The following is a 26,188-nucleotide window of genomic DNA, read 5'->3' on the forward strand; positions in this document are numbered from 1 at the left end:
CTCCTTGCTAGATCAACCGTGTCGAGGCGTCCTGGATGGCTGCGCGGATGCGCACATAGGTGGCGCAGCGGCATAGATTCGTCATCGTTCCCTCGACGTCGGCTTCCGATGGTCGGGGCGTCGCCTTGAGCAGCGCCACGGCGGCCATGATCTGGCCGCTCTGGCAATAGCCGCACTGCACGACATCCTTCTCCACCCAGGCCTCTTGCACGGCTCGACCGACACGATCGCCGCCGATGCCTTCGATCGTCACCACCTCCTGATCGCCGACTTCCGAGACCGGCAAGCCACAGGAGCGGGTCGCTTCGCCCGCAAGGTGCACGGTGCAGGCGCCGCACAGGCCGATGCCGCAACCGTATTTGGTACCAGTCAGCTTCAGCTCTTCGCGCAGAACCCAAAGCAAAGGGGTCGACGGATCAACGGTTACGTCCCGGCGCTTCCCATTCACCGTGATCTTGTATGTCGCCATCGAGGTTCTCCGTCGTATGACGTCGAGGGTGGCGCCGAACCTGGTGGCCCGAGGCATGTCGCAGCCTATGGCGCGACGCTGACGATCGAAATGACATAAATCCCAGAAAAACCGCCATTGGCGGGTCGCTGTTCGACGGCTCGGCCGATTACGCACGCCACACGCGCAGCCGCTACCGTGGCACAGCTTTGCACTTCGCCGGAGCGCGTCAATGTTTTGATGGAGGCCGTGCGAGACGGAGGCTGGGCGACCGCACGGCTAACGGGCCGTCGTCGCGCCCGCCCGCCATTAGGCTACTCTGCAGAACAATCGGTCACGGCAGCGATTTCAAGTATGCGATGAGATCGGCGCGATCCGTTTTGTTCGGCACTGCGACAGTCATGGAAGTGCCGGGCACGGATTTCGCCGGAGCGACGAGGAAAGCATCCAGAGAGGCTTCGTCCCAGGTGATGGCCGCGTTCACCAAGGCCTTGGAATAGTGGGCGCCGGCGACCGAGCCGGCTTTGCGGCCTACAATTCCGTTGAGATGCGGGCCAACCTTGTCCTGACCTGTCACCGAGTGGCAGGCAGCGCATCGATTGAAGATCGTCTTGCCGCGATCGGCGTTCCCTTCCGCAAGAGACGGTGAAGCGGCTGCCATCATGGCGACGACGACGGCGATCGTCCGCGGACGGATTCTTGCCCTCCCGGTCATGACGCACACAAGCTGTCTGAATAGGTCGCCATCGAGGTTCTCCGTGTGATGTCGAGGGTTCACGCCGAGCCTTGACGGCTCGAGGCATTCGCAGCCTAAGGGGACGATCCGACGATCGAAACGACATAAATCCCAGAAAAACTGCCGCCAATCCGCGAGCCTGGCCTCGCCCAATCACGCCCACGCTGGCCCCGCCGTTGCAAATGAAGCATCGGGCACCGTGGCCGGGCGCTGGATACCGACAATCATTCGGCACCCGGCCACGCCGCAACCTGCGGCAGGCGAGGTGCCGAGTGCGGCTTCCCAAAGCCCCGTTCGCTACCAGGTCCGCTCCGGGAAGTGCGCCCCTCCGCTGACCGCCGCGCGAAGGAATGGGCCGTGTAGCAGGTTGTACGGGAAACCGAGCTCGATGGCGCTCGCCGCATCCAGCCGCGTCATCTGTTCGGCGCTCAAGCTGGTGTCGAGCGCGCCGAGATTGTTTTCCAGTTGCTGCAGCGTCCGCGCGCCGAGCAACAGAGCCGTTACCCTGGTATTGGCCATGACCCAGGCCAGCGCGACCTGCGCCGACGACCGACCCGTTTCCCGGGCGATCTCGCCGACGACATCGGCGATGGCGAGGCTGCGTTCCGACAGGGAGCCGTGGGCACCGGCGACCGCCTTGCGCGACCCCGCGATGCCGGTCTGCGAGGCACCGAGATCGGCGCGGCTGTATTTGCCCGACAGGACGCCATTGGCGAGTGGCGCCCAGGGCATGAAGCCCATGCCCATCTCGTTGGCCATCGGGATCAGGTCGCGTTCGGAGGTGCGTTCGACCAGGCTGTATTCGCTCTGCAGCGCCACGAATGGCGTCCAGCCGCGCAGGTCGGCGATCGCCTGCATCCGAGACGCCTGCCAGGCGGGAATGTCCGAAAGGCCGAGATAGAGCACCTTGCCCTGGCGGACGAGGTCGTCGAGCCCGCGCAGGATCTCTTCGACCGGCGTCAGCCCCTCCCACTGATGGACATAAAGCAGGTCGATGTAATCGCTCTTCAGTCGGCGCAGACTTTCCTCGACCGAGGCAATCATGCTCTTGCGATGATTGCCACCCGAATTCGGATCGCCCGCGCGGGTCGCCATCGTGTATTTGGTCGAGATCACCAGCCGGTCGCGCTTGCCTTCGGCGAATTCGCCGACAAGGCGCTCGGAGGAACCGTTGGTATAGGCGTTGGCGGTATCGACGAAGTTGCCGCCGCGGTCGACATAGGCGTCGAATATGCGCCGCGCCTCGTCCTGTTCCGCGCCCCAGCCCCAGTCGGAGCCGAAGGTCATGGTTCCCAGTGCAAGCGGTGAAACGCGCAGGCCGGAACGGCCGAGCAGGCGGTAGGTAGCAAGGTCAAATGATTGGGTCATGGGGTTAATCTCCAGGAACGGGTGAAGTTGTCTGGAGTAAAATGAACCGTCGTCGCCGATAAATTAATCCGCTATAATCCTGATAAGCTAGTTAGAGATCAATGCATAATGAGAGGATCCGACTTCGCCGAGTTGAAGGCCTTTGCCGCCATCGTCGATCATAGGAGCTTTGCCCGCGCGGCCAGCCATCTCGGCATGTCCTCGTCTGCTCTCAGCCAGACCATACGCCTGCTCGAAAGCCGTCTCGGCGCAAGGCTTCTTAATCGGACGACACGAAGCGTGGCGCCGACCGCGGTCGGCCAGAAACTCTACGAGCGGCTTGTGCCAGTCATGCTGGAACTGGAGTCGGCGGTGAGCGAAGCGGTCGACGCGACCGGACGCGTGGCCGGCCTGCTGCGCATCAATGCGCCTGGCTACGCTGCAACCATGCTGATCGGGCCCAGGCTCGGGCACTTTCACAGGGCCTATCCGGACGTGGTGCTGGAGGTCGTCTCCGACGATAGGCTCAGCGACATCGTCGCCGGTCGCTTCGACGCCGGCATCCGCGCCGGCGAGCGGCTCGAAAAGGATGTCGTGGCCGTCCGGCTGACGCCGGACATGGAGATGATGGCCGTCGCGTCGCCCGATTATCTGAGTACCCGAGGAATCCCGAAGAAACCGGCAGACCTGCACGCCCATGCTTGTATCAACTGGCGCTACCCCGGCAGCGGCGCAGTCTACCGTTGGGAATTCGAGAAGGATGGAAAGGCGTTCGAGATGTCGGTCGACGGACCGTTAACCTCGAACATGCAGGAGGTGGTGCTGGATGGCGCGCTTCAGGGTCTCGGCATCCTCTACACTTTCAATGATCATCGCATTGTGCGTTCAATCGAGGAAGGACGCCTCCAACGAGTCCTGGTGGATTGGTCGCCGACCTTTCCCGGCCTCTTCCTCTACTATTCAAACCGCCGTTCGCCAACGCCGGCGTTGCGGGCCTTCATCGACTGCCTTCTGGATCGCGATAGCGTGACCGCGCCTGAAGAGTAGAGGGTAATTTAAGCTGAAAACATAGCACCAACCAGCTTTGCCCCACAGCGAGGCCATATATCTGCCTGACCCATATCGACGCCTCAACCCAACTGCTTCGGCGATTATGAAAAGATGACTTGAACCGAACTGTTCTCCTCAAGTCCGAGTTGCCCAAATTCGACGCCGATGCCGGAAGATTTGACGCCCCCGAACGGTGCGTTCGGCTGGATGGCGCCGTGCTTGTTGATCCAGACCGAGCCACATTCGAGCTGCGATGCGATCCGTTTGGCTTCCCTGACATCTCTGCACCATACCGAGCCACCAAGGCCGTTAACGCTGTTGTTGGCCTCTCGGATCGCATCGTTGACGTCGGCATAGCGGATAATCGGCAGGACAGGGCCGAACTGCTCCTCATCGACCAGCGGATCGCCATTGGCGAGGCCGGAGACAAGGGTGATCGGATAGAAGTGGCCTGGGCCTTCCTTGGCGCTTCCGCCGAGCAGGACTTTCCCGCCACGCGCCTTGGCGTCTTCCACCAGCCGCGTCACCTTGTCGAATTGGGCCTTATTCTGGATTGGCCCCAGCAAGTTCGCCTCGTCCATGCCGTCGCCCATCGTCACCTTTGCGGCATAGGAAACCAGCTTCTCGCAGACTGCATCATGAACGTCGGCGTGCACATAAAGCCGTTTCATGGCAGCGCAGGTCTGTCCGCTGTTGATGAAGGCGCCCCAAAAAAGCCCTTCGGCAATCGCGGCCGGATCGACATCTGGAAGGACGATGCCCGCGTCGTTGCCTCCAAGTTCGAGAGTCAGGCGCTTGAGCGTATCAGAGGCCGACCGCATCACTTTCTTGCCGGTCGATGTCGAGCCCGTGAAGACCAGCTTGCTGATGCCGGCATGTTCGGAGATCAGGTGGCCGACATTGTCCTGGCCGGCGACGACGTTGACCACGCCAGCCGGCAGGCACCCGTTAAGAATTTCGACCATACGGATGGTTGACAGCGGCGTGTAGGGCGACGGCTTGATGACGACGGTGTTGCCCGCACGGATCGCCGGCATGATATGCCAGCAAGCAATCATCAGCGGCCAGTTCCAGGGAGTGATCGAGCCGACCACGCCGAGCGGCTTTCGATGGAGCTCGACGCGGCCTTCATCGTTGTCCTGAAGGATTTGCACCGGAAGTTCGAGGTCCGCGGTGTAACGGGTCCAGGCCATGGCGCCTGCGAGTTCGAAGCGTGAGCCCATCCCGCCAAGCGGCTTACCCTGTTCCAGGGTCAGCAGTGTCGCGAGCTCTTCCAGATGCTTTTCGATGGCATTGGCGGCATCATGAACGGCCTTCTTGCGGACTTCATTCGACGTCCTGCTCCAGCCTTCGAACGCCGCCCGCGCCGCCGAGACTGCGTTGTCGATATCCGTTTTCTCTGCCTCAGGAGCCCTGCCCACGATCGCCGCCGTCGACGGGTTGTACACGTTGAAATGGTTGCGCGCCGCGACCTGCACGCCGTTTATGATGTGACAGAAATCGTTCATCGCTCTCTCCCGGGTACGATGCCTGTGCGCTCAGGACGATTTGCCAACGAACGGAACCGTGGTGACCTCGGCCTTCACGACGCCGAGCGGGTGGCTGACTTCGATCACATCGCCGACTTCGACCGAGGCATCGACCAGCGCGATACCGAGGCTGCGGTCGAGCGCGAATGAGTGCGCCGCCCATCGCACGACGCCGGGATTGCCTCTCGCGTCCTTGGCATCCCAGAACCACTCCATGCGCGGAACCGGTCCTTCGATGAACAGGCCAACCGACTTGCGCCTGACGCCATCGGCCCTGATCCGTTTCAGCGCATCCTTGCCTATGAAATCGGCCCCGACGTCGAGATGGACGAATTTGTTGCCAAGATCCTCAAGCGCGTTCATGCCCGAATTGGTGTAGTAGCTGATGTCGGTCACACCCCGCTCGAGCGCACGGAAGATGTTGGGGCCCATGACCATGATATCGTACGGCTCGCCCGCTTTCTTGACCGCGTCCCAGATGTCGGTCGCGCCCACGGACGACAGCGGATAGATTTCGAAGCCTTCGCCGCTGCTCCAGCCCGTGCGCGAAACGACCACATCCTTGCCGAGCACCGTTGTCCGCATGCATGTGTAGTTCTTCAGCTCCCAGACCGGGTCCGCGCATATCGCCTTCATGACCTCGATGGAGAGCGGGCCCTGAATCTGCATGGGGGCGATGTCCGGCTCGGACACTTCCACCTTCCAGTCCGAGCCCATCACGATGCCGCGCGCCCAAAGCGTGATGTCGGTGTTTCCGTGCGAGATCCAGATCGTGTCTTCCGATGGACGCAGCACGACCGGATCGCACAGGCAGATACCGTTCTCGTCGGTCAGCAATGTGTAGCGGCATTGGCCGACCTTCATGGCGGACATGTCCCGGCATGACAGATAGTCCATGAACCGCAGCGCGTCCGGACCCTTGAGCTGGGTCTGCCGCTCAAGGCCGACATCCCACAGCGTAACGCCATTGAGCAGGGTGTCGTATTCCTGGAAGGGCATTCGCCCGTAGATCATCGGGAAATGCATGTTGTTGTAGACCATCCACTCCATGCAGCCCTCTTCCACGGACTTACCGAAATAGGGCGAGAGTCGATTGACGGTGAAGACCCGCTGGCGCTCTTCGGGGAACATCGGTCGGCGGTCCAGGTACTCCGTAAGCCGCTTGATCTTGCCGTCGACGAGCGTGATCTCGCCGACCATTCGAAAATCGACGCGATGCGGCGTGCCATCAAGCTTGCCGCCAGTCCCGACAACCTCTGCGGAGTAGTTGGCCTCAACAAAACCGGTCGCACCGGCGTCGATGGCCGCAGTGACCTCGACCTGTATGTTCTTTTGGCTGAGGGCCGCCTGCCGCATCTCCTTTTCGATGCTGGCGCGGCCTTTAGCCGGCTTGTCGGCCATGGGTACGATGAACTCCCCATCATCGGTGAACATTGAAGCGATCGCCGCGGCATCGCCGGCGATGAAATGGTCGCAATATCTGCGGAACGCTTGTGTGGGGGTCATGGCTATTGGTGCTTTCGATGCGTTTTCGGCGGGAAGAGTGCGGGAGCTAAAGGATCGCCTTGTCTGACCAGAGGCGCTGATTGCGGCCGTCCATATAGAGACTGAGACGCATCAGGCGCTCCGAATCGACTTCCGCCACAATGGCGACGGGATGCACGTGCTGGACGCCGCCTCGCTCCGTTTTCAGCCTGCCGCTTGCAATGGCAACGATATCGTTGACCGCTGGCTCAGACAGTTCGAAGCGTGACGAAGAGACGGCCTCGAAAATCGCCTCATGACCGCGGCGCAGTTCTGTCTGTCCGAACAGCCGGTTCGGCTTCAGCATGGGAATCTCGACGAGTCCGCCCTTGGAAAACAGCTCCATGATCGCGCCAATATCCTTCCGCGCGAAGGCGCGCACGTAGGCTTGCAGCGCGTCTCCCGGGTTGGACAAAGCTTCTGTCTTCACAGCCATCCAGCGTTCCTCGCTATCTTCTTGCGGCGCGCAATTGCGACGCTCTCGGGTCTTGACTAAGCTATGGAGAAGACAGGCAAAATGCATGATGACCCCAGTACCCATGCGCCGTTTGTCGGAGGAACCACGACCTATGCGGAAGGAGGCCTTTTCAGACGCGGGCGTGTACGCCGATCCGGGCGGGAGCGCTTGGCGAAAGCCAGGGAAATGGTGACGCGATCCTCGGAAGTCACGTTGGGACTGTTATCGCGTGCACTCGACCACCGGGGCGAGGCTGACTTCCAGTTCCAACTCCTGGAAGCGTTGAGCTCCCTGCTGCATTGGAACTATCGCTATATTTTCCGCTATGGCCCCAACGGGCCGCCAGTTTGCCTGTTTCGAGAAGGCGGCGATTTTCATTCGTTCGATGTTTACCTGAGCGGTTTCTACCGGTTCGATCCGTTCTACCGGCTGTGCCTGGATGGCCCCCAACTCGGCGTTGAGCTGTTTCGCGACCACACCGTTGCCGAGAGAGAATTTCAGACCTACCACGACCTGCTGACGTCGGAAGGCGTGTCCGACGATATCGTCGTCATGCTTCCGGATTCGAACGGCGCTACGCTGGTTCTCTGCTGGGATCGCGCCAAAGGGCAGTTCTCCATGCGGACGGTGCTTTTGCTGCGCACCTATCTGGCGCTGGCAAACTCGATTCATCAGACGCATCTCGGTACGCCCAACGCGAACGCGACGGCTCAAACTGAACAAGTCTCAGACGCCTTGTCCGCCACGCGAGGCGCGCCGCCTTCGCTTCTGTTCGATAGCGCGGTCGAAACCTACAGTCCTGGTAACCTCGCCCCGCGTGAACTCCAGATCGTGCATCTATCGCTTCGAGGCTATCACAATGCCGCCATCGCGAAGGCCATGGGCATCAGCCATCAGGTGGTCAAGAATCGCAAGCGAATGGTCTATGACAAACTGGACATCACCTCCGAGCGCGAACTGTTCCGGCTCTTTCTCGACCACATCATGAGCGACGTTCGGGAGGACGCCGTTTGAGGCAAGTTGAGCCGGGTCTCGTCGCAGACGGCCAAGCTCCCTTGAGAGCGGCGGCACTTCAGGCGCGGTTGCGACCCAGGAACTTGGAAAGACCGACACCGAGGATGAGGGCAAAGCCGTTGACCAGATCGTTGACGTAGACCTCGGCGCCGGCAAGGTTGAGACCGCTGTTGATGGTCGCCAGGAAGAACACGGCGACGATAACTCCGGCGACGTTGTAGGTGCCCGGCAGAATTGCGGAGGCGCTAAGAAACGCCGCCGCGAGGGCCGGCAAGGTGAAGGATTCGCCGACACGCGGGTTTGCGCCGCCCGTCCTGGCGATCTGGATGAAACCGGCGAAGCCCGACAGGGCACCGGATATCACGAAACTGAGGATCACCATGCGGGTCGTATTGATGCCGACGAGTTTGGCTGCCGAGATGTTTGAGCCGATCGCATAGAGATAGCGGCCGAACGGTGTGAAGATGATCACATATCCGAGAAGCAGCGCGACGATGAGAAGAGCGAAGAAGGGCAGCGGTATCCCGAACAGGGTGCCCGATCCGAATCTGGACAGGATCGGCGGAATGTTGCTGACGATGCTGACGCCGCCAGTCTTCCAGGTCACGATTCCATGGATAATGATCGATATGCCGAGTGTCGAAATCAACGAGTTGATTCCGGCGCGCGTGACCAGGACGCCGTTTACGACACCGATGGATGTGCCGATCGCGACCGCAAGCAACAGCGCCAGGAACCAGGGCATGCCTGCCGACATCGCGACCGCTGCAAAAATGGAAGAAAGCCCGAGATTTGCGCCCACGCTGACGTCGAACTCGTTGACGATCAGCGGGACGAAGGCTGCCAGCGCTACGATCGCCAAGACCGCCTGATTGGCGATCACGATGCGCAGATTGGCCGACGTCGGGAAGGTCTCGCGCGTCGCCGGCAAGAGCGTGAAGAAAATCGCGATCAGAGCCAGGAGTGCCACAAGAGCGTAGGCCTCGCCATAAAGGCGGAAGAACCTACGGGCGCCATACTCCCGCGGCGCGGGCTTTGCATTGTTCGTGCCGGTTGCGACGAGAGCTGGTTCGTTCATGCTGCCACTCGCAGTTGGGTGAGTTCATGGAGGTGTTGTGTCGTGAGTTCGTTTCCGGACACATGGGCGCAGACCCTGCCACCGTTCAGCACCAGGGCGCGATCGCACAGGTCGACAAGTTCAGAAAAATCCGATGAGACGACAATGGCCGTAGCGCCTTCCATCGCAGCGGCGCGGATCAGTCGGTGTATCTCCGCCCTGGCGCCGATGTCGACACCCTGCGTCGGCTCGTCGAGAAGCAGCAAGCGCGGTTTGCGCGACAGCCATCGTCCGATCGCTACCTTTTGCTGATTGCCACCGGACAGTTTGTCGACGGCGAGATCGACGCGACGCGGTTTGAGACCGACCAGATCGGCAAGGCGGAGCGCCTCCCGCTTTTCAGCGTCGAAGCGCAGGCGCAATCCCGACCAGTATCGATCAAGGCTTGCAACGCTGAAATTGTTCATGACCGGCAGGCTGGCAAATATTCCGTCTGCCATCCGGTCCTCGGGAACGAAGGCCATGCCGGCTCGCACCGCGGCCCTGGGATCGACCGGGGTATACGGATGTCCGTCGAGCAGTATTGCACCCCCGGTCGGCCTGATTATGCCGAAGAGGGTACGCAGCAGCGCGCTTCGGCCACTGCCCAGCAGTCCGGCGATACCGATGATTTCGCCGGCTCGCACCGACAGATCGACGCCGCGAAGCGGCCCGCCCTTGAGCCCTCTTGTCTCCAGCAGCATCGCGCCGGGGACCACGCCCGCCGGCCTGGTGGCAGCAGTATGGTTGGGGCCTGCGATGAGCCGGACAAGCATCGCCTTGGTTATTGAATCGCCGGAGAGATTCCCCGCGACCTTTCCATCACGCAGCACCGTGACGTGGTCGGCAAGATCCATGACCTCCTGAAGATGATGGGTGACGATGATGATGGTCTGGCCGGCCGCCGAGAAGCGGCGGAGTGCTGCGGCGAGCCTGTCCGCTTCCGCCGCCGACAGCGCCGAAGTGGGCTCGTCCAGAACCAGCAGTCCGCTCGATTCGCCCTCCTGATCCTGCAGGGCTCGGGCGATCGCCACCATCATCTGGGCCGCCGGGCGCAAGTTCGAGAGAAGTTGATCCGGATCTGCCTCGATGCCGAAGCGCTCGAGCACCTTGTTGGCCCTCCGCCTGACACTCGACCAGGAAATGCGTCCAAACCCGGCCGTCTCGAAACCCCTGCCTATTGAAAGATTCTCCGCCACCGACAAATGCGGGAAAGTCGAGGAATGTTGATGCACGACGTGGATCGAGCATTTCTTCGCCATTGCCGTCGAAAAAGTGGACGCGGCAAACTCGACGCCCCCAAAGTCGATCCGACCTGCGTCGGCTCTGACGACACCGGCCAGGATCTTGATCAGCGTCGATTTGCCCGATCCGTTGCCGCCGAGCAGCGCATGGATGCTTCCCGAGGATACATCGAACGATACATCCTCCAAAGCCCGGGTCGCGCCATAGGCCTTCGAGATTGCGTGCAAACTGACGGCGAATTTAGCCGCATTCATTCCGTGATGCCCCAGGCTTTCTTGTAGACGGCGATGAAATCCGTCGAAGCATTGAACGCTCCAGCGGTGCCAGCGTTGTGATCCTTGTCGAAGACTTGCAGGCCAGCCCCCGAATTGGCGGCCGGTTGCCCGTTGAAGACCCTGTTTAACGCGTCAACCGCGGCATAGCCTTCCCAAGCGCTGGGAATACCGACGCCCGCACTGACCTGCCGGCTGCCGGCCCGCACAAGATTCATCGTTGCCTCCTGGCCCTCCGCGGCCACAACAACCAAATCTCGTCCGGACGCTTCGATCGCCGGTCCGACTCCGCTCAGGATGACGGAATCCGCGGGGACGATGAGGCTGTTGGCATTGGGGAAGCGCAACAATGCCTGTTCAGCAAGCTGTTGCAGTTGCGGGCCTTGGGAACCGTAGCTGAACGACACTTCGTGGACAGTGCAGCCCGGGCAGCGTTTCAACTCTTCGATCGTGGCCTCGCTCGTCAGTTTTGAAACGAGCACTTCGTCGCTGACCAACACAATGGTCTCAGCCTTACCCCCGGTCTTGGCGATGACGTAGTCGGCCTGCCAGGCGCCATATTTCTTGACCCAGGGAATGAGATCGCCCTCGACATAGGTGACGGCAGCGTCGAACAGGGAAGGCTCGCCCGGATCGCTGACGCTGCAGTCCACCCCCTCGATACTGACGATCTTCAGGCCGGAGTCCCTGGCCTCAGCCAAAGGTCCCTTGACGCCGTTGCAGTCGGCGCCGGCGAGAACAATCGCATCGAACTTGCCGGCGATCGCCTGCCTGATGCCGTTGGCCATGACGGCCGGATCGTATTTTCCGTCGAAGATCGTGGTATCCCATCCCAACAGCCGGCCCGCCTCCTGAGTACCTGCTGCCTCCGCCGCGCAGAGACTGACGTCCTGGCTGCAGGAAACGAACCAGATTTTCTTGCCGGTGACGGGTTTGGGGCCTTCAGACGGCGGCAGTCGATAGCTTCCCGTATAGAGATCCTGAAGAGACGGGAAATCCGAGGCGCTCGCCTGACCCGGCATGAGGCAGCCTGAGAAGGCTCCAATCAACGCCGCGCCAAATCCGGATAGCGATGGCCATGAACGATGCGACATGTTCTTCCCCTTGTTGGTTTCGTGAACCGCATGATGGTTGTCTGCCTCGTCTGGCCTCTCCCGGCGAAAGAGCGGCCAACGTCAGGCGACGGGCGGACGCCCAATCCCGTCTGTGAATTGAAATTTGTATCGAGCCTGCTGTCCTCCTCCGACGTGAGCCCAAAAATCTCGCCCCCGCTGCGGCCAAGCGGTAGTTAATGTGTTAACAAACGACGCTCAATATGTCAATTGACCTATAAACAATACGCCGACTACCGCCTATACCGTTCTCGTGAACGCGATGACGCGAAGGCATCGAACTGCTAGTCGAGGGAACGGAGGGCAAGATGGATCAGCGGGTCAGGGGCAAGAAGAGGATGGCGGCCGGCGAGCGCAGCGCCCAGATCGTAAACGTCGCGCGTGCGATCATGATCGGCGACGGCTATGGCGCCCTCACCCTGCGGGCCGTTGCCTCCGGCTGCGATGTGAGGATCGCCACCGTCCAACATTTCTTCGGCAACAAGGCAAAACTCTTCGAGGCCGTCATCGACTCCATCACCCATGACTACAACGAAGCCTTTGGCCGCCTCGAAAGCGAGACTCTCGGCAATGCGGAGACCAAGCTTCGGCGCATGCTGGATTTCCTCATCGAGGACAACAAGAACGCCCACACCGCCGGGTTCTTCTACGAACTCTGGAACCTGGCGCATCGCGATCCCATCGCCAGCAAGGCCCTGGATCGGCTGTGCGACGAGCAGCTTGTCCGCTTCCGCGATCTGATCCTGCGCATAAGGCCGGAACTCTCCTTCGACGCCGGGCTGCAACGCGCTGCTGTCATCATGGCCGCTACGGATGGACTGCTGCTGACGGTTGGCTACGGTCGAAGTCCGCCGGAAGCGCTTCGAGGGTCGGGCCAGGATCGCCTGGTGGATATTTTGATGCACGTGGCAACGGCAAAGGCCTGAGGACACCTTGCCCGCTACTTGAGGGCCGTTTGTCGTGATCGCGCCTGCATGACGAAGGTGGAGAAGTGGGCCACGTCGGCGTCGCTTGGTTCCTGCCCGGTGAAGCTGCGCAGATAGGCCGCAAGATGGCCAAGGCGAGTCTCCGCCGGCTCTTTCACGTCGAGCACATAGTAGCCTATTTGCATGTAATAGAGCACGCGGGCGCGAATGAGAGCATCTTCTTCGCTGTAGCCATGACGCAGATAAAGGTCGCATACGGCGCCCAGTCTCTCATCATCCGCCGTGTCAATGATCCGGCGCACTTCGGCGGAGCGGCGTGCCCACTCGCGCACAGCGAAATCGAAGCGCGGATCGAACAGGCTCTCGTCCGCCCAGCACTCAAAGACGTTCATTACACCGCCAATGATGGTCGCGGCAGGCCTTCCCGCCCTTTCGACGATCGCCTTGGTGTTCGTGTCGCGCCAATGCGCCAGCAGGCGATTGAGCAGATCCTGGCGGCTCTCGAAATAATTATAGAAACTCGATCGCGACACGCCGAGCCGCTCGCTCATCTGTAGGACGCGTACGCTTTCCACGCCCTCGGTGACCAGCATCTCCAGAGCCAGATTGATCCAATCCCAGCGGGTCACCTTGATGTTGCCGGGGGCTGGCTCTTTCTGTGGCATCACCTTGAACATCACTGACGAATGACACAGCCCAAAACATGGCGCAAGGAGTACTGGACATAACTGTCCAATCATTGTACATATATGTCCAATGGTGATTATCCTGATCTTGGGAGGCAGGATTGAAGTCACACTACCGAGCAGTGGCAATCGGAGGCAGGGTCGCCAGCGCTTTGGTGTCGTACCTCGCCAAGCCCGGTTGGGCGGATGTGGTCCGGATCGGTCGGGCTGAATTCGCAGCCGTTGCCTACGGCATGATCGGTCTCGCGGCCCGGCGGCGGCACAGCCAAAGAAGGCAGCGTCCATCAAGGCAGCACCCATCCCATGGAAACGGCCTTCGCAGAGGTATGGCTGGAAACCTAGGTGAAGCTCACATCGAGCGGCGCGGATTGCCCGCACAAACACGGCCAAAGTACTAGGCCGATACGATTGCCCTCAGATGCAAGGAAACAAGCCGTGGCCACATGCTTGACCGAGGAACGGCACATCGTCCTTGCTGTTTATCCGGGCGTATCGCTGTTGGATCTGGGCGGACCGCTGGAGGCTTTCCGCGTGTTCTCGGAGTTCGGAGGCGAGCACCGCATCCGCTACAAATGCACCGTTGTTTCCTCGCAAGGCGGCCAGGTAGCCACGGCCGACGGAGTGCCGCTTGTCGCGCAATCGATCAAATCCCTCCATCGTGTGACGATCGATACGCTGATTGTGCCGGGGGCGTTTCTGGTCGATGACGTCACGCGTGATGTCGATCTCATCAAGTGGGTGGCAAAAACAGGCCCGCAATGCCGCCGCGTATGTTCCGTCTGCGTCGGCAGTTTCTTGCTCGCGGCGGCAGGTCTGTTGAAAGGTCGACGCGCCGCCACTCATTGGATGCACGCGAAATTGCTTGCCCAACGGTATCCCGAAATAACCGTGGAACCCGACGCCATTTTTGTCCGCGACGGACGTGTTTGGTCGTCTGCCGGAGTGACCACAGGGATTGATCTGGCCTTGGCACTGATCGAGGACGATTGCGGTCGCGAAGCGGCGATGAGCGTAGCGCGTATGCTTGTCGTGTACCTCAAGCGCGCGGGGGGGCAGTCACAGTATAGCGCGCTTCTGGCGACCCAGGGGGAAGCGGATTCGGACGTCTTCGTTGAGCTTGACCGTTGGATCGCCGAGAACCTGGGCACGCCACTTAATGTCGAGGCGCTTGCGGAGCGTATGCACATGAGCTTAAGGAATTTTACCCGTGTTTACACCCAAAAGCGCGGGCGGACTCCTGCAAAGGCAGTGGAGGCAATACGGCTCGATGCCGCGCGGCGCCTGCTTGAAGAAAGCGACGATCGGATCGAAGGGATAGCCGAGACTTGCGGATATCGGGGCGAAGAGCAGATGCGGGCCGCGTTTGTGCGCGTACTAAACATTCCGCCTCGCGAGTATCGCCGCCGCTTCGCCATGAGGAACAGTTCGCTGGAGAGGTCAAACGAAACGGGCGACGGCCGCCAACTCGATTTGCGATGATCAGGCTGTGTCTTTGGTAGTTGGTCGGTCACCGCCACACTGGCCAAACGACCTTTGTCGCCTCATTTTCCAGCGCGGCCTGCTGTGTGTTCCGGAGGCTAGTGGCCCGGGCCCAAAGCCACGAGCCTGGCGACGTCCTCCGGTGTGGTCTCGGCGAACGTCTTGTCGGACCCTGCGAACACTTCCTCGGCAAGCTTGAATGTCATGGATCCTGCTATTGGACCCGGAGCGCATGCATTGACCCTGCTTGGCAAATGGCTTCATCGCTTCGGAATTGCCAAGATCGCGGGCCAGTCGCATGCCACATCGTTGGCGCGCACCGCCTCGCCTAGCTCGCTCCGGATCGTATCGACGGCATCGAACAATGCCCTTGCGGCCCCCTTTGCTGCTGACTATAGTCGAGTGAAATGAAATTTAATTCCACTCTCTGATTTCCACGGTCAGTAATGAGTTCCACGAGCGATCAATCCCTCGCCATCGTCGAGAGTCGTCCCGTCGAAAACGTGGGGCTGATAGAAATCAATCGCCCGGAAGTGCGCAATGCGATCAACCTGGAAGTGCGGGAGAAGCTCGCTGCCGCGGTGGCAGGCTTGGCAGAAGACCCGGAAATCCGCGCGATCGTCATCACCGGGCGTGGCGGCAATTTCGTCGGAGGCGCCGACATAAAGGCATTCGAAAAGCTCGGCTCTGCCGACGTGCTTCTGCAACGCACCCATCGTTACTGGGATGTGATCGCCAGATGTCCGAAGCCGGTCATCGCCGCGGTCGAGGGGTTTGCGCTGGGCGGCGGCTGCGAACTTGCCATGCATGCCGACATCATCGTGGCGGCACGCACAGCCACTTTCGGGCAGCCCGAGGTCAAGCTCGGCCTGATGCCGGGCGCCGGCGGCACCCAACGCCTGCTCAGGGCGATCGGCAAATACAAGACGCTGATGCTCGTTCTCACCGGTGACATGTTTTCGGCCGAGGATGCCGAGCGCGCCGGCCTTGTCAGCATCCTCACCGATGAAGGCCAGGCTTTGCAGCAGGCGCTGCAGATCGCCCGGAAGATCAGCCGCCTCCCCGCGCTGGCCGTCGAGCAGATCAAGGAAGCGGTCGTGAACGGCGAGGACGCTCCGCTGGAAACGGCACTGAGGCTGGAGCGCAAGGCCTTTCAACTGCTCTTCGATACGGCCGACAAACGGGAAGGCATTGCCGCCTTCATCGAGAAGCGCACGCCCTCGTTCAAGGGGCGTTGACTTGGCAAGCACGGGGGGAGTCGCCAGAGCTCGGATCGAAAAAGCCGGTGTCGTAGGCGCCGGTGTGATGGGCTCTGGCATAGCCGAGGTTCTGGCCGCGGCAGGCATTCACGTCATGATCGTCGACGATGCGCCCGGAAAGTCAGCCGCCGCCGTCCAGCAAATCGCGTCGCGTCAGCGCGCGCGAGCCGCAGCGGGCAAAATCAGCGCGGACGCGGCCGAAGAGCGGCTGGCCCGCATCGAGCCTGTCGAAGCCCTCGACCGCTTGGCAGGCGTCGATCTGGTCGTGGAAGCCATCATCGAGCGGATCGAGCCGAAACGTCAGCTCGTCGAGGCGCTGGAGAAGATCGTCGGACCGGACGCAATCATCGCAACGAACACTTCTTCGCTCTCGGTGACGGCGATCGCATCCGCCGCGAAGCGTCCGCAGAGGGTCGCCGGCTACCATTTCTTCAATCCCGTGCCGGTGATGAAACTGGTCGAGGTCATCCCCGGCGCTCATACGGCGCCCGAGGTGGAGCACGCACTGGTCGAGCTCGCCAGCCGGTTCGGCCATCATCCCGTTGTGGCCGCCGACACGCCCGGCTTCATCGTCAACCACGCCGGCCGCGCCTTCGGCACGGAGGCGCTGGCGATGTTGCGCGAGGGCGTGGCCTCGATCGGTGAGATCGACGCAATCCTGCGCGATGCCGCCGGCTTCAAGATGGGGCCGTTCGAGCTGATGGACCTGACAGGCCTCGATGTCTCGCATCCAGTCATGGAAAGCGTCTACACGCAGTTTTATCACGATCCGCGCTATCGTCCGTCGGTCATCGCCGCGCAGCGCGTGGCGGCAGGCCTGCTCGGGCGCAAGACCGGGCGTGGCTTCTATGCTTACGAAGCCAATCGCCAAGTCGCTCCGCCTGAACCGGCGTCCAAGGCCGAGGTCGCAGGACTTCCCGATTGCGTGGCCGTTCTGGCCGACAACGACGCCGGCGATATGCAAAAGCTGGTCGCCTCGACCGGCGCCGCTCTCTGCGGCGCTCAGGATGATAATGCGCTGGAGCAAGCCGGCCTCATCCTCGTCGGGCTGGAGGGCGGCGATGCCGCTGGCGCGGCGATCCGCCTAGGCCTGCCGCCCTCGCTCTGCGTCGGCTTCGATCCCTATTTCGGCCTGGATCGTCATGTGACGCTGGTCGCTTCGTCGGCCACTTCGGAGAATGCCACCAGCGCGGCGCTCGCTCTCGTCAAAGGCGCCGGCCGCAAGGCGACACTGGTCAATGACAGCTGCGGGGCAGTCTGCCAGCGCGTCGTCGCAATGATCGTCAATATCGGCAGCGAGATCGTCGAGCAGAAGATCGCATCGGCGGCAGACGTGGACGCCGCCGTGCGGCTTGGGCTCGGCTATCCGCACGGACCGTTGGAATGGGGCAACAGGCTCGGCCCTGCCCGCATTCTGCGCATCCTGGATACGGTCCATGACCGCACCCGGGATCCCCGCTATCGCGCAAGCCTGTGGCTGCGCCGCCGCGCCGAGTTGGGATTGTCGCTGGAAGATTGAGCTGGCCGGGAGGAGTGGATTTGGCCCAAAAGCATGAGTTGAAGCCTTCAGCGCCGTGGTACCGGATCCAAGCGGACGAGTCCGACTGGTTGAGCGTGCCTGCACAGGATCTGGTTCGCCTTTATGCGCAGATGAAACTGATCCGGCGCTTCGAGGAAAAGATCCTCGACCTGGAGAAAGCCGGTCTCATCCATGGTCCGGCCCATGCCAGCATCGGTCAGGAGGCGGCGGCCGTCGGAGCCATTTCGATGCTGCGCGCCTGTGACCAGATCAATGGCACGCATCGCGCGCATCACCAGGTGCTGACGAAGCTGGTCAACGCGCAGACCGAGCCGGACTTCGACATATTGAGCCAGGAGTTCACGCCGCGGATGGACGACGCCGTCTACCGTTTCATGGCCGAAATCATGGGGCTGTCGCCAGGCTACTGCGAAGGTCGCGGCGGCTCGATGCATATGCGACATGCAGAGTCCGGCGTGGCCGGCACGAGCGCCATCGTCGGCGGCAACATTCCGCACGCCGTCGGATATGCGCTCGCCGACGACATCCTCGGCAGGGACGGGATTTCGGTCGCTTTCTTCGGCGACGGCGCCTCGCTGCAGGGCGCCGCCTATGAATCGATGAACATCGCGGCCGCCTACAAGCTGCCCGTCATCTTCTTCGTCGAGAACAACCTCTACGCTGTCTCCACGCATATCGACGACGTGACGGCCGAACCCCGGATCGCCTCGCGCGGTCCGATGCTCGGCTTCACCGGCATCGAATGCGACGGCATGGATGTGGTCCAGGTTCATCACGCGATGTCCGACGCGATCGAAACGATCCGCGCGGGACGCGGCCCGGTCGTCATCGAAGCGAAATGCTACCGGCACTTCCACCAGAGCGGCAGCAAGACCGGAAGCGATTTCGGTTATCGCAGCCTCGAGGAAGAGCAGGAATGGCTGAAGCGCGATCCCGTGCGGCTGGCGGAGACGCGCCTCAGCAAATTGGGGATCCTCGACAATGCCGGACTGGCTCTTATCGACGAGCGGCTCAGCGCTGTCGTCCAGTCGGCGGCCAACCGGTTGACGGAGACCGCGCCGGGCAGCAACCAGCTTCGCATACAGGACAATCTTTGGCCCTCCGCGCAGTCGGTGGACACGGGCATCCTGGCGCCGACCTCCGAAGCCGAGGGGCTCAACTATCGCGAGATCGAGGACTTCGCGCCCGACCAGCTGGTGAAAGCCCGTTTCGTCACGGCCGCCGGCGAAGCGCTGGGCGCGGCAATGGCCGCGGATCCGACCATCATCGTGCTTGGCGAAGACGTCCATCGGCTACGCGGCGGGGTGAGCGGCTTTACCCGGTCCGCCCTCGAGCAGTTTCCCGGCCGCGTGCTGGCCATGCCGATCGCCGAGAACGGCTTCACGGGCGTGGCGCTCGGCGCGGCGCTGCGCGGGCTGCGGCCCATCGTCGAAATCATGTTCGGCGATTTCTGCTTCGTGGCGGCCGACCAGATCGCCAACGGCATCGCCAAGGTAAGACACATGTTCGGCGACGGGTTTCCGGTGCCGCTCGTCATGCGGGTGCGCGTTTCCCCGCATACCGGCTACGGCTCGCAGCATTCGAGCGACCCGGCGGCGCTGTTCAGGATGTTTCCCGGCTGGCACGTGGTCTCGCCGACCACGGCGTTCGACTATGTCGGATTGCTCAACACGGCTCTCAAGACAAACGATCCCGTGGCGATCATCGAGCATGTCGAGTTCTATCAGCGCGAGAGCTTCGTCCCGCGCGACGAGCGCGACTATTGCATTCCGTTCGGCAAGGCCAGGATCGTGCGGCCCGGTTCCGCCTGCACGGTTCTCGCGACATCCGTCATGGTGCCCGCCGCCGTGAAGGTTGCGGAAGAAACCGGCATCGACGCCGAAATCATCGACATGCGCAGCATCGGCCAGCTCACGACCGACTGGCCCCTCGTGCTGTCATCCATCGCCAAGACAAACCGGGTCATCATCGTCGAGCAGGTCGCGAGTGGCCTTTCACTCGGCCGCCATTGGATCGCCGAGATCCAGGCGCGCGCCTTCGACGATCTGGACCACGAGATACTCCACGTTACCGGCAGCCTTTCGGCGCCAGTCGTGTCGGCCGTTCTCAACAAGGCCGCGCTGGGATCGACCGAGAAGCTGCGGCAGGCGATGGAGTTGATTACCGAAAGTGCGTGAACCGAAAATGCCAGAAGGAGCATGGTAATGAGACTGGGGAACTCTAAACATTGGAAGAGCCTTATTGCGGCAACGACGCTTGGCGGCCTTGTCGCAACGGCGATGCCGGCGGCGGCCAAGACGCTGGTCATCGCCCGCGACATGGACGTCAACTCTCTCGATATCCACAAGAGCTGGTGCGACACCTGCATGATCTATAACGCAGCGGTCTATGACGGCCTGCTTGCGCTGGACAAGGACAACAAGCTTGTGCCTGTGATCGCGGAGAGCTGGACGGTCAACGCCGACCAGACAGTCTTCACGTTCAAGCTCAACCCGAAGGCTGTCTTCTCCGACGGTTCCAAAGTCGAGTCAAAGGACGTGAAGTGGTCGTGGGAGCGGCTTAAGAACATCAAGGGCAGCCCGTCCGACCTCGCCTCGGCGATTGCATCCGTGGAAACCCCGGACCCTGAAACCGTCGTCGTGAAGACCGCCGAGGCCGATTCCGAACTGCTGAACGTTCTGGCCGCGAGCTATTTCGGCGTCGTCAACAGCAAGGTCGCGCAGTCGGAAGGCAAGGCCACGGCTGCAGCCGACGCCGCGCAGTCCGACCCAGCCGAACCCTGGTTCCTGGCGCATTCGGCTGGCGCCGGCCCGTTCGTGCTCGAATCCTACCAGCCGGGCGCCGAGCTGCGTCTGAAGCGCAACGCAAAATACTGGCGCGAACCGGCCAAGGTCGACGAGATCGTCATCCGCCAGGTCGGAGACGCCGTGGCCCAGGCCCAGTTGCTGCAGAGCGGCCAGGCCGATATCGCCATGAACATCGACCCGGAAACGGCCAAGACGCTGACCGGCCCGGATGTCAAAACGGAATCGGCGCCATCCAACAACTTCGTCTACATCGCCATCAGCCCTGGCGCCGTTGCGAACCCCTTCCCGATGACGGCCGACATCCGCGAAGCAATCTCGCTCGCCGTGGATCGCAAGTCGCTTGTCGACTTCACGTTGGGCGAAGGCAATGGCCGACTGATTTCCGTGCCCTTCCCGCTGGATTTCCCCGGCGGCTCAGGACATTCGATCCCGGATTACAACCCGGACAAGGCCAAGGAACTGCTGTCCAAGGCAGGCCATGCGGACGGCTTCACGCTTGAAGCGACCTATCCGAAGCTGAACGTCTACGGCGTCGACTTCACGCTCGCCATGCAGAAGATCCAGCAGGATCTGGCGGCGGTGAACATCAAGCTGGAGCTCAAGCCGGTCGAGTTCCCGAACTGGCGCGAGGCGGCGAACAAGGACCACATCCCGCTCACCTTCGTCTTCTTCGCGCCCGACTTCTACGGAACCTCGCAGTATGTGAACTACTTTGGCCTGGCGCCGGACTCGACCTGGGCCAAGCGCGCGGGCGCGGCCACCGATCCGTCCTTCGTCCTCAACGACACCAAGGAGATGCTGGCCGAAGCGTTGAAGTCTTCGCCCGAAAAGGCGGAGAAAATCTATTTCGATATCGGCGAGAAGATCAAAGCGCAGAACGTCATCATTCCGATGATCAGCCCGAACACGATCCTGGCCTATGGCAGCAAGGTCCACGGGGTTCGCAATTCACCGAGCTCAAACGTTCCGCTCTACGAGATCACGCTCGACGACTGAGCGACATCCCTGTATCCGCGAGGCCTTTGAGGAGCCCTCGCGGATACAGTCCATTCGACCAGATTCCTGGATTGCCGCAGTGGTCGGGGCGCCTGTCCTGGCCGCCGCAATTGCTATCCTGGCACAATCATAGCAGTGAATTGCCGCTCGAATCTCGTTGACAAATCAATGTCTTGATCGCATTTTTGGTTAGTCGATAAAAATCGACTAACGTGGAGGCTGCCCGTGGCATATACCGACTTCATTTTCGACGCCTACCGCAAGCGCGTTGCCGAACTCGAGGCCAGCGACAATCCGTTCGCGAAGGGGGTGGCCTATGTCGAGGGTGAGCTTTATCCGATCCACGAAGCCCGCATTCCTATTCTCGACCAGGGATTCCTCCATTCCGATCTGACCTATGATGTGCCCTCGATCTGGGATGGCCGCTTCTTCCGGCTCGATGATCATCTCGACCGTTTCGAGCGCAGCCTGAAGCAGTTGCGGCTGCGCAGCTCGCTCGACCGCCACGGCATCCGGCAAAAGCTGGTGGAGATGGCGGCAAGGAGCGGCATTCGGGACGCTTATGTGTGCATGATCGTGACGCGCGGCCTGAAATTCATCCGCCAGTACAGCCCCGATGAAATCGAGAACAACCTCTACCTCATGGTGCAGCCCTTCTTGTGGGTGATGGGGGAAGAACTTCAGAAGACCGGCGGCTCGGCCGTCATCGCACGCGACGTTCGTCGCGTGCCGCCAGGCGCCATCGACCCGACCGTGAAGAACCTGCAGTGGGGCGATTTCGTGCGCGGCATGCTGGAGGCGCGTGATCGCGGCGCCAACTACCCGATCCTGACGGACGGGGACGGCAATCTGACCGAAGGTTCCGGCTTCAACGTCTGCATCATCAAGGACGGCGTGCTGCGGACACCGAAGCGTGGCGTGCTGGAAGGCGTGACGCGCAAGACCGTGCTGGAAGTCGCCAAGGCGCATGGCGTCGAGTGCCATGTCGAGGACGTCCCGGTGAGCGCCGCCTATAATTGCGATGAACTGTTGTTCGTCACCACGGCCGGCGGCGTCATGCCGATCACCAAATTGGACGGGGTGCCGGTAGGCAGCGGAGAAGTCGGTCCGATCAGCAAAACAATCTGGAAGGCTTATTGGGAAGCTCATTACGATCCGATGCGCAGCTTCGCCATCAATTATTGAAAGCCGACGGACAGCCGCCTCAGCGCGAACGGCGGACAGCGGGCCGCTCGGACAAAAAAGGCTGCGGACCATGAGGGCCGCAGCCTTTCGCATTTCCAGGATTGCCTGTTCAAGCGATCCGGCATGCGTTTTCAAAGGCAAGCCGGGGCAACCGCGGAAACAGGCCTGCCGGATCGCCATAGCCCAGATTGACCAGGAAGTTGCTCTTCCAGGTCGTTCCCGCGAAGAAGGCCTCGTCGACGAGATGGTTCTTGAAGCCGGACATGGGTCCGGCATCGAGCCCCAGCATGCGGGCAGCAAGAATAAGGTAACCGCCCTGGAGGGTGCCGTTGCGAAAGGCGGTCTCATGCGCGACATCGGGGCTCGACGTGAACCAGGAGCGCGCGTCCGTATGCGGGAAGAGCTCCGGCAATCGGTCGTAGAAGGCTTCGTCATAAGCAACGATCGCGGTGACCGGCGCCGCCATGGTCTTGGCAGAATTGCCGCTGCTTAGGGCCGGCCGGAGTTTTTCCTTGGCTTCGGGTGACCTGACAAAGACGAACCTGCCGGGAGAGCAATTCGCCGAGGTCGGCGCCATCTTCAAGAGGTCGTAGAGCTGCCTCAGCGTATCGTCGGAGACCGGCCTGTCCGTCCACTTGTTATGTGTGCGGGCTTCCGTGAAAATGCTGTAGTCGTTCATTGCGATCCGCGTGTCCTTGGGCATGAATTCAGGCCCCCGGCTCATGCGACCAGGGTGCCTGACGATTCGGTGATATTCCCCCGAAGATACGGCGCTCCGCATCCGGCGGACCGCCGCAAGGTCCGTCTTCAGCGAGCGACTTTGAGCCTTGCCAGGACGAGCGGATTCTCGTTTGCGGGAATTCGCGTGCGCTCGGCCTTGAGCTCCGCGAAGGCCTGCTCGCTCGCCTTCAACGTCTGCTCGATGTCGGCCGCCGTCATGGCCGCGTTCAGGAACATGTTGTGATACGGATGGAAATAGACACCATGCTTGAGGGCGTTCGTCACCCAGGCATAGCCGAGGCGCATGTCCGGATCGTCATGGAACAGGATCTGCGGCATCTGCGACGGACCGGTCTGGCGCAACGAGAAGCCAAAGGCGGCGGCCTGCTCATCGAGGCCGGCACGCAACTTGTCGCCCAACTCCACGGTATGTTCCAGATACTTGGTTTCGCGGATCAGGCGCAGCGTCTCGATGCCGGCCGCCATCGGAACGGCGGAGAACCAGAAGGAGCCGGTGGCGAAGATGGAACGAGCGGCGGCGTAGAAACGCTGCGACCCCATCATCGCCGAGATCGGATGGCCGTTGGCGATGGCCTTGCCCCAGCAGCTGATGTCGGGTTCCACTCCCAGGATTGACCACGAGCAGTCCCGCGCCAGCCTGAAACCGGCACGGACGTCGTCGACGATGAGCGGCGCGTCGACGGCATCGCAAATCTTGCGCGCGGCCTTGGCGAACGCTTCGGAGGGGATCAGCTGATCGGCAAAGACCTCGTGCTTGAACGGCGTGGCGAAAATGCCGGCGACGTCGCCGTCAGCCGACCGCACCGCTGCCTCCAGGCTTTCGACGTTGTTGTACTCATAGGCGATGATCTGGCGCCGCTCGTCATCGACGATGCCGGTGCGATTCGGCGTGCACCAGGGCTGGGAGCCGTGATAGGCGCCGGTCGCCACCAGGATCTTGCGGCGCTTGGAATAGGCGCGCGCGGTCGTCATCGCCATGGACGTGGCGTCGCTGCCGTTCTTGCAGAACATCGCCCAAGCGGCATGGGAGACCATCGAGACCATCGCCTCGGCCATTTCCACCATCAGGTGCGACGGTCCGGTCATGGTGTCGCCAAGCTCGGCCTGCCGGCGCGCGGCGGCTTCGACGTCGGCATTTCCATAGCCAAATAGATTAGGCCCATAAGCGCTCAGATAGTCGATATATTCATTGCCATCGACATCCCACAGTCTCGCGCCGCCGGCGCGACTGAAGAACTGCGGGAAGTCGGAAGGCAAAAGCGCTGTAGATTCATGACCATACATACCGCCAGGTATGACGCGCCGGGCGCGTTCAAGCAGCTCTGAATTCCGACGATTCGACCAAGTCATTGATGTGATTTCCCTATTTGCGCTGCAGCCTATAGCAAGAAAAATATCTGCTATCAATGATGAATCAGATGGATTGCCGGCTCCTTTTCCGCTACAAAACCCGGGAGCCGGGCAATGCGGACGCATTCGCCGCCACCGCGACCGGCTCGCCGCGCCGGGCGTCCGAGGAGAACAGCTGATGGCAGGATCGATCGTCGGAGAAGCCGGCCCTGCCTGGGGGCTCCGAGCTCGGCCGGCCGCCTAAGGACGCGGCGTCACCGAAACCGGAAATCAAAAATCCAAAGGGGAATCCATGAACACTACCAAGAATGGTCTGAGCAGACGCAGCGTGCTGAAGCTGGGCGCCGGCACGGCCGCCGCGGCATCGTTTCTTGCAATGCCGGCGATCGGCCGGACAGCGCCGACGTCGCTCTCCGTCGCCAATGGCGGCGGCGCGCTGGGCGATGCGTTCAAGGCCGCATGTTTCGACACTTTCGAAAAGAAGACCGGCATCAAGATCATCAGCGCCCCTTACATGGAAGGCGCGCGGCTGAAGGCGATGGTCGAGGCCGGCGCTGTCGACATCGACGTCACGGACACGGATTCCTCGGAGGCCGCTCCGCTCGCCGTTGCCGGCCTCCTCGACGAGATCGACTACAGCATCGTTCCGAAGGAAGGGCTCATCGATGGCGCCGTCAGCAAATACTGGACGTCGTGCTACATCGCCGGCTGCGTGCTGAGCTGGAACACCGATTCCAAGGACGGCCGCCCGAAGAACTGGCAGGAATTCTTCGATCCGAAGATCAAGGGGCGCAGGACGCTCTGGAAGAACGCCGCGCAGACCATGGAAGTGGCGGCGCTGGGCGCCGGCCAGACCCTGGACAAGCTCTATCCGCTGGATATCGACCGCGCCTTTGCCATGCTCGACGGCATCCGTTCGTCCATCACCTGGTGGACCTCCGGCGCGCAGAGCGCCCAGCTTCTCGCCAACGGCGACGCCGATTTCGGCATGTGCTGGAACGGCCGTGTCGACCCGGTCAAGCAACAGGGCGGCCCGATCGACTATACGTTCGACTACTCGCTGCACACGCCCGGCATCTGGAGCCTGCCGAAGGGCGGCCGCAACCGGGACACCGCGATGAAGTTCATCGCGCATTGCATGGACCCGGAAGTCCAGGCCGCCTTCTCCAAGCTGATCCCCTATGGACCGACGAACGACAAGGCGTTCGACATCCTGTCGCCGGAGGAGCGCGCGCGCATGCCGAGCTCGCCGGAGAACCGGAAGCTTGCGGTCGCGATTGACGGCGACTACTGGCTCGAGAACGGCACCAAGATTTACGACCGCTTCAACACCTGGGTCGTGGCGAAATAAACGGGAACCTTCCAAGACGGAGCCGCGCGGGTAACTCA

22 protein-coding genes are annotated in these 26,188 nt (G+C 61.7%); 10 read left to right on the forward strand and 12 right to left on the reverse strand.

From position 1 onward, the window contains the following. Nucleotides 1-7: 7 nt before the first annotated feature. The 3 genes from FJW10_RS09860 to FJW10_RS09870 form a co-directional block, all read right to left on the reverse strand. Nucleotides 8-469 carry a (2Fe-2S)-binding protein gene (locus FJW10_RS09860; protein ID WP_140899942.1) on the reverse strand — a complete coding sequence of 154 codons (462 nt, stop codon included), beginning with the start codon at nucleotides 467-469 and terminating at the stop codon, nucleotides 8-10. Between the two features lie 313 nt (nucleotides 470-782). Beyond that, complete coding sequence (locus tag FJW10_RS09865) at nucleotides 783-1,337, reverse strand: cytochrome c family protein (protein ID WP_246674182.1); 555 nt, start codon at nucleotides 1,335-1,337, stop codon at nucleotides 783-785. Between the two features lie 144 nt (nucleotides 1,338-1,481). Then, nucleotides 1,482-2,552 carry an aldo/keto reductase gene (locus FJW10_RS09870; RefSeq protein ID WP_140899943.1) on the reverse strand — a complete coding sequence of 357 codons (1,071 nt, stop codon included), beginning with the start codon at nucleotides 2,550-2,552 and terminating at the stop codon, nucleotides 1,482-1,484. A gap of 132 nt (nucleotides 2,553-2,684) precedes the next feature. On the opposite strand from FJW10_RS09870, the gene FJW10_RS09875 reads away from it, so the two are divergent. Further along, nucleotides 2,685-3,578 carry a LysR family transcriptional regulator gene (locus FJW10_RS09875; RefSeq protein ID WP_246674184.1) on the forward strand — a complete coding sequence of 298 codons (894 nt, stop codon included), beginning with the start codon at nucleotides 2,685-2,687 and terminating at the stop codon, nucleotides 3,576-3,578. Nucleotides 3,579-3,682: 104 nt separating this feature from the next. Here FJW10_RS09875 and FJW10_RS09880 read toward each other — a convergent pair whose 3' ends face one another. Genes FJW10_RS09880 through FJW10_RS09890 form a run of 3 tightly spaced genes read right to left on the reverse strand, consistent with a single transcriptional unit; the run spans nucleotide 3,683 to nucleotide 7,070 of the window. Next, on the reverse strand, nucleotides 3,683-5,089 hold the full coding sequence (locus FJW10_RS09880) for an aldehyde dehydrogenase family protein (RefSeq protein WP_140899945.1): 1,407 nt from the start codon (nucleotides 5,087-5,089) through the stop codon (nucleotides 3,683-3,685). Nucleotides 5,090-5,119: 30 nt separating this feature from the next. Beyond that, on the reverse strand, nucleotides 5,120-6,616 hold the full coding sequence (locus tag FJW10_RS09885; RefSeq protein ID WP_140899946.1) for a nuclear transport factor 2 family protein: 1,497 nt from the start codon (nucleotides 6,614-6,616) through the stop codon (nucleotides 5,120-5,122). A 46-nt stretch (nucleotides 6,617-6,662) separates the two neighbouring features. Continuing rightward, nucleotides 6,663-7,070, reverse strand: a complete 408-nt coding sequence (locus FJW10_RS09890; RefSeq protein WP_140828287.1) for a nuclear transport factor 2 family protein — start codon at nucleotides 7,068-7,070, stop codon at nucleotides 6,663-6,665. 189 nt (nucleotides 7,071-7,259) lie between these two features. On the opposite strand from FJW10_RS09890, the gene FJW10_RS09895 reads away from it, so the two are divergent. Then, complete coding sequence (locus tag FJW10_RS09895) at nucleotides 7,260-8,105, forward strand: helix-turn-helix transcriptional regulator (protein ID WP_181177475.1); 846 nt, start codon at nucleotides 7,260-7,262, stop codon at nucleotides 8,103-8,105. 58 nt (nucleotides 8,106-8,163) lie between these two features. On the opposite strand, the gene FJW10_RS09900 is transcribed toward FJW10_RS09895, so the two are convergent. The 3 genes from FJW10_RS09900 to FJW10_RS09910 form a co-directional block, all read right to left on the reverse strand. Continuing rightward, nucleotides 8,164-8,988, reverse strand: a complete 825-nt coding sequence (locus FJW10_RS09900) for an ABC transporter permease (protein WP_181177476.1) — start codon at nucleotides 8,986-8,988, stop codon at nucleotides 8,164-8,166. 191 nt (nucleotides 8,989-9,179) lie between these two features. Then, nucleotides 9,180-10,700, reverse strand: a complete 1,521-nt coding sequence (locus FJW10_RS09905; RefSeq protein WP_140899949.1) for a sugar ABC transporter ATP-binding protein — start codon at nucleotides 10,698-10,700, stop codon at nucleotides 9,180-9,182. Then, entirely contained in the window at nucleotides 10,697-11,812 is a 1,116-nt protein-coding gene (locus FJW10_RS09910; RefSeq protein WP_140899950.1) for a substrate-binding domain-containing protein, read from the reverse strand. The genes FJW10_RS09905 and FJW10_RS09910 overlap by 4 nt, the downstream gene beginning before the upstream one ends. A 326-nt stretch (nucleotides 11,813-12,138) precedes the next feature. On the opposite strand from FJW10_RS09910, the gene FJW10_RS09915 reads away from it, so the two are divergent. Then, nucleotides 12,139-12,756 carry a TetR/AcrR family transcriptional regulator gene (locus FJW10_RS09915; RefSeq protein ID WP_140899951.1) on the forward strand — a complete coding sequence of 206 codons (618 nt, stop codon included), beginning with the start codon at nucleotides 12,139-12,141 and terminating at the stop codon, nucleotides 12,754-12,756. A 14-nt stretch (nucleotides 12,757-12,770) separates the two neighbouring features. Here the strand turns inward: FJW10_RS09915 and FJW10_RS09920 are convergent, their stop codons facing one another. Further along, nucleotides 12,771-13,433 carry a TetR/AcrR family transcriptional regulator gene (locus FJW10_RS09920; RefSeq protein ID WP_140899952.1) on the reverse strand — a complete coding sequence of 221 codons (663 nt, stop codon included), beginning with the start codon at nucleotides 13,431-13,433 and terminating at the stop codon, nucleotides 12,771-12,773. 456 nt (nucleotides 13,434-13,889) lie between these two features. On the opposite strand from FJW10_RS09920, the gene FJW10_RS09925 reads away from it, so the two are divergent. The 6 genes from FJW10_RS09925 to FJW10_RS09950 all read left to right on the forward strand — a co-directional run bounded on the left by FJW10_RS09925 (nucleotide 13,890) and on the right by FJW10_RS09950 (nucleotide 22,708). Further along, entirely contained in the window at nucleotides 13,890-14,921 is a 1,032-nt protein-coding gene (locus FJW10_RS09925) for a GlxA family transcriptional regulator (protein WP_140899953.1), read from the forward strand. A 446-nt stretch (nucleotides 14,922-15,367) separates the two neighbouring features. Beyond that, nucleotides 15,368-16,159, forward strand: coding sequence for an enoyl-CoA hydratase-related protein (locus FJW10_RS09930; RefSeq protein WP_140899954.1), 792 nt, complete (start codon nucleotides 15,368-15,370; stop codon nucleotides 16,157-16,159). A gap of 1 nt (nucleotide 16,160) precedes the next feature. Then, nucleotides 16,161-17,699: a 3-hydroxyacyl-CoA dehydrogenase gene (locus tag FJW10_RS09935; protein ID WP_281405119.1), complete on the forward strand. Its 1,539-nt coding sequence runs from the start codon at nucleotides 16,161-16,163 to the stop codon at nucleotides 17,697-17,699. A gap of 20 nt (nucleotides 17,700-17,719) precedes the next feature. Beyond that, nucleotides 17,720-19,897: an alpha-ketoacid dehydrogenase subunit alpha/beta gene (locus FJW10_RS09940; RefSeq protein ID WP_140899956.1), complete on the forward strand. Its 2,178-nt coding sequence runs from the start codon at nucleotides 17,720-17,722 to the stop codon at nucleotides 19,895-19,897. A 27-nt stretch (nucleotides 19,898-19,924) separates the two neighbouring features. Then, nucleotides 19,925-21,523 (forward strand): ABC transporter substrate-binding protein, encoded by a 1,599-nt coding sequence (locus tag FJW10_RS09945; protein ID WP_246674186.1) that lies wholly within the window; start codon nucleotides 19,925-19,927, stop codon nucleotides 21,521-21,523. Nucleotides 21,524-21,748: 225 nt separating this feature from the next. Beyond that, entirely contained in the window at nucleotides 21,749-22,708 is a 960-nt protein-coding gene (locus tag FJW10_RS09950) for an aminotransferase class IV (protein WP_140828242.1), read from the forward strand. Between the two features lie 109 nt (nucleotides 22,709-22,817). On the opposite strand, the gene FJW10_RS09955 is transcribed toward FJW10_RS09950, so the two are convergent. Further along, nucleotides 22,818-23,387, reverse strand: coding sequence for a malonic semialdehyde reductase (locus FJW10_RS09955; protein ID WP_246674187.1), 570 nt, complete (start codon nucleotides 23,385-23,387; stop codon nucleotides 22,818-22,820). Nucleotides 23,388-23,515: 128 nt separating this feature from the next. Continuing rightward, complete coding sequence (locus tag FJW10_RS09960) at nucleotides 23,516-24,799, reverse strand: aminotransferase class III-fold pyridoxal phosphate-dependent enzyme (RefSeq protein WP_140899959.1); 1,284 nt, start codon at nucleotides 24,797-24,799, stop codon at nucleotides 23,516-23,518. 292 nt (nucleotides 24,800-25,091) lie between these two features. Between FJW10_RS09960 and FJW10_RS09965 the strand changes: the two genes are divergently transcribed. Next, nucleotides 25,092-26,150, forward strand: coding sequence for an ABC transporter substrate-binding protein (locus FJW10_RS09965; protein WP_140899960.1), 1,059 nt, complete (start codon nucleotides 25,092-25,094; stop codon nucleotides 26,148-26,150). The last annotated feature ends 38 nt before the right edge of the window (nucleotides 26,151-26,188 follow it).

Source organism: Mesorhizobium sp. B4-1-1 (assembly GCF_006439375.1).
GTDB lineage: Bacteria > Pseudomonadota > Alphaproteobacteria > Rhizobiales > Rhizobiaceae > Mesorhizobium.

Excerpts from the sequence above, each read along its gene's own strand:
- FJW10_RS09860 (WP_140899942.1), bottom strand. The coding sequence starts at position 469 with ATGGCGACATACAAGATCACGGTGAATGGGAAGCGCCGGGACGTAACC.
- FJW10_RS09870 (WP_140899943.1), bottom strand. The coding sequence starts at position 2,552 with ATGACCCAATCATTTGACCTTGCTACCTACCGCCTGCTCGGCCGTTCC.
- FJW10_RS09880 (WP_140899945.1), bottom strand. The coding sequence starts at position 5,089 with ATGAACGATTTCTGTCACATCATAAACGGCGTGCAGGTCGCGGCGCGC.
- FJW10_RS09885 (WP_140899946.1), bottom strand. The coding sequence starts at position 6,616 with ATGACCCCCACACAAGCGTTCCGCAGATATTGCGACCATTTCATCGCC.
- FJW10_RS09890 (WP_140828287.1), bottom strand. The coding sequence starts at position 7,070 with ATGGCTGTGAAGACAGAAGCTTTGTCCAACCCGGGAGACGCGCTGCAA.
- FJW10_RS09905 (WP_140899949.1), bottom strand. The coding sequence starts at position 10,700 with ATGAATGCGGCTAAATTCGCCGTCAGTTTGCACGCAATCTCGAAGGCC.
- FJW10_RS09910 (WP_140899950.1), bottom strand. The coding sequence starts at position 11,812 with ATGTCGCATCGTTCATGGCCATCGCTATCCGGATTTGGCGCGGCGTTG.
- FJW10_RS09915 (WP_140899951.1), top strand. The coding sequence starts at position 12,139 with ATGGATCAGCGGGTCAGGGGCAAGAAGAGGATGGCGGCCGGCGAGCGC.
- FJW10_RS09920 (WP_140899952.1), bottom strand. The coding sequence starts at position 13,433 with ATGTTCAAGGTGATGCCACAGAAAGAGCCAGCCCCCGGCAACATCAAG.
- FJW10_RS09930 (WP_140899954.1), top strand. The coding sequence starts at position 15,368 with ATGAGTTCCACGAGCGATCAATCCCTCGCCATCGTCGAGAGTCGTCCC.
- FJW10_RS09945 (WP_246674186.1), top strand. The coding sequence starts at position 19,925 with ATGAGACTGGGGAACTCTAAACATTGGAAGAGCCTTATTGCGGCAACG.
- FJW10_RS09955 (WP_246674187.1), bottom strand. The coding sequence starts at position 23,387 with ATGAACGACTACAGCATTTTCACGGAAGCCCGCACACATAACAAGTGG.
- FJW10_RS09960 (WP_140899959.1), bottom strand. The coding sequence starts at position 24,799 with ATGACTTGGTCGAATCGTCGGAATTCAGAGCTGCTTGAACGCGCCCGG.
- FJW10_RS09965 (WP_140899960.1), top strand. The coding sequence starts at position 25,092 with ATGAACACTACCAAGAATGGTCTGAGCAGACGCAGCGTGCTGAAGCTG.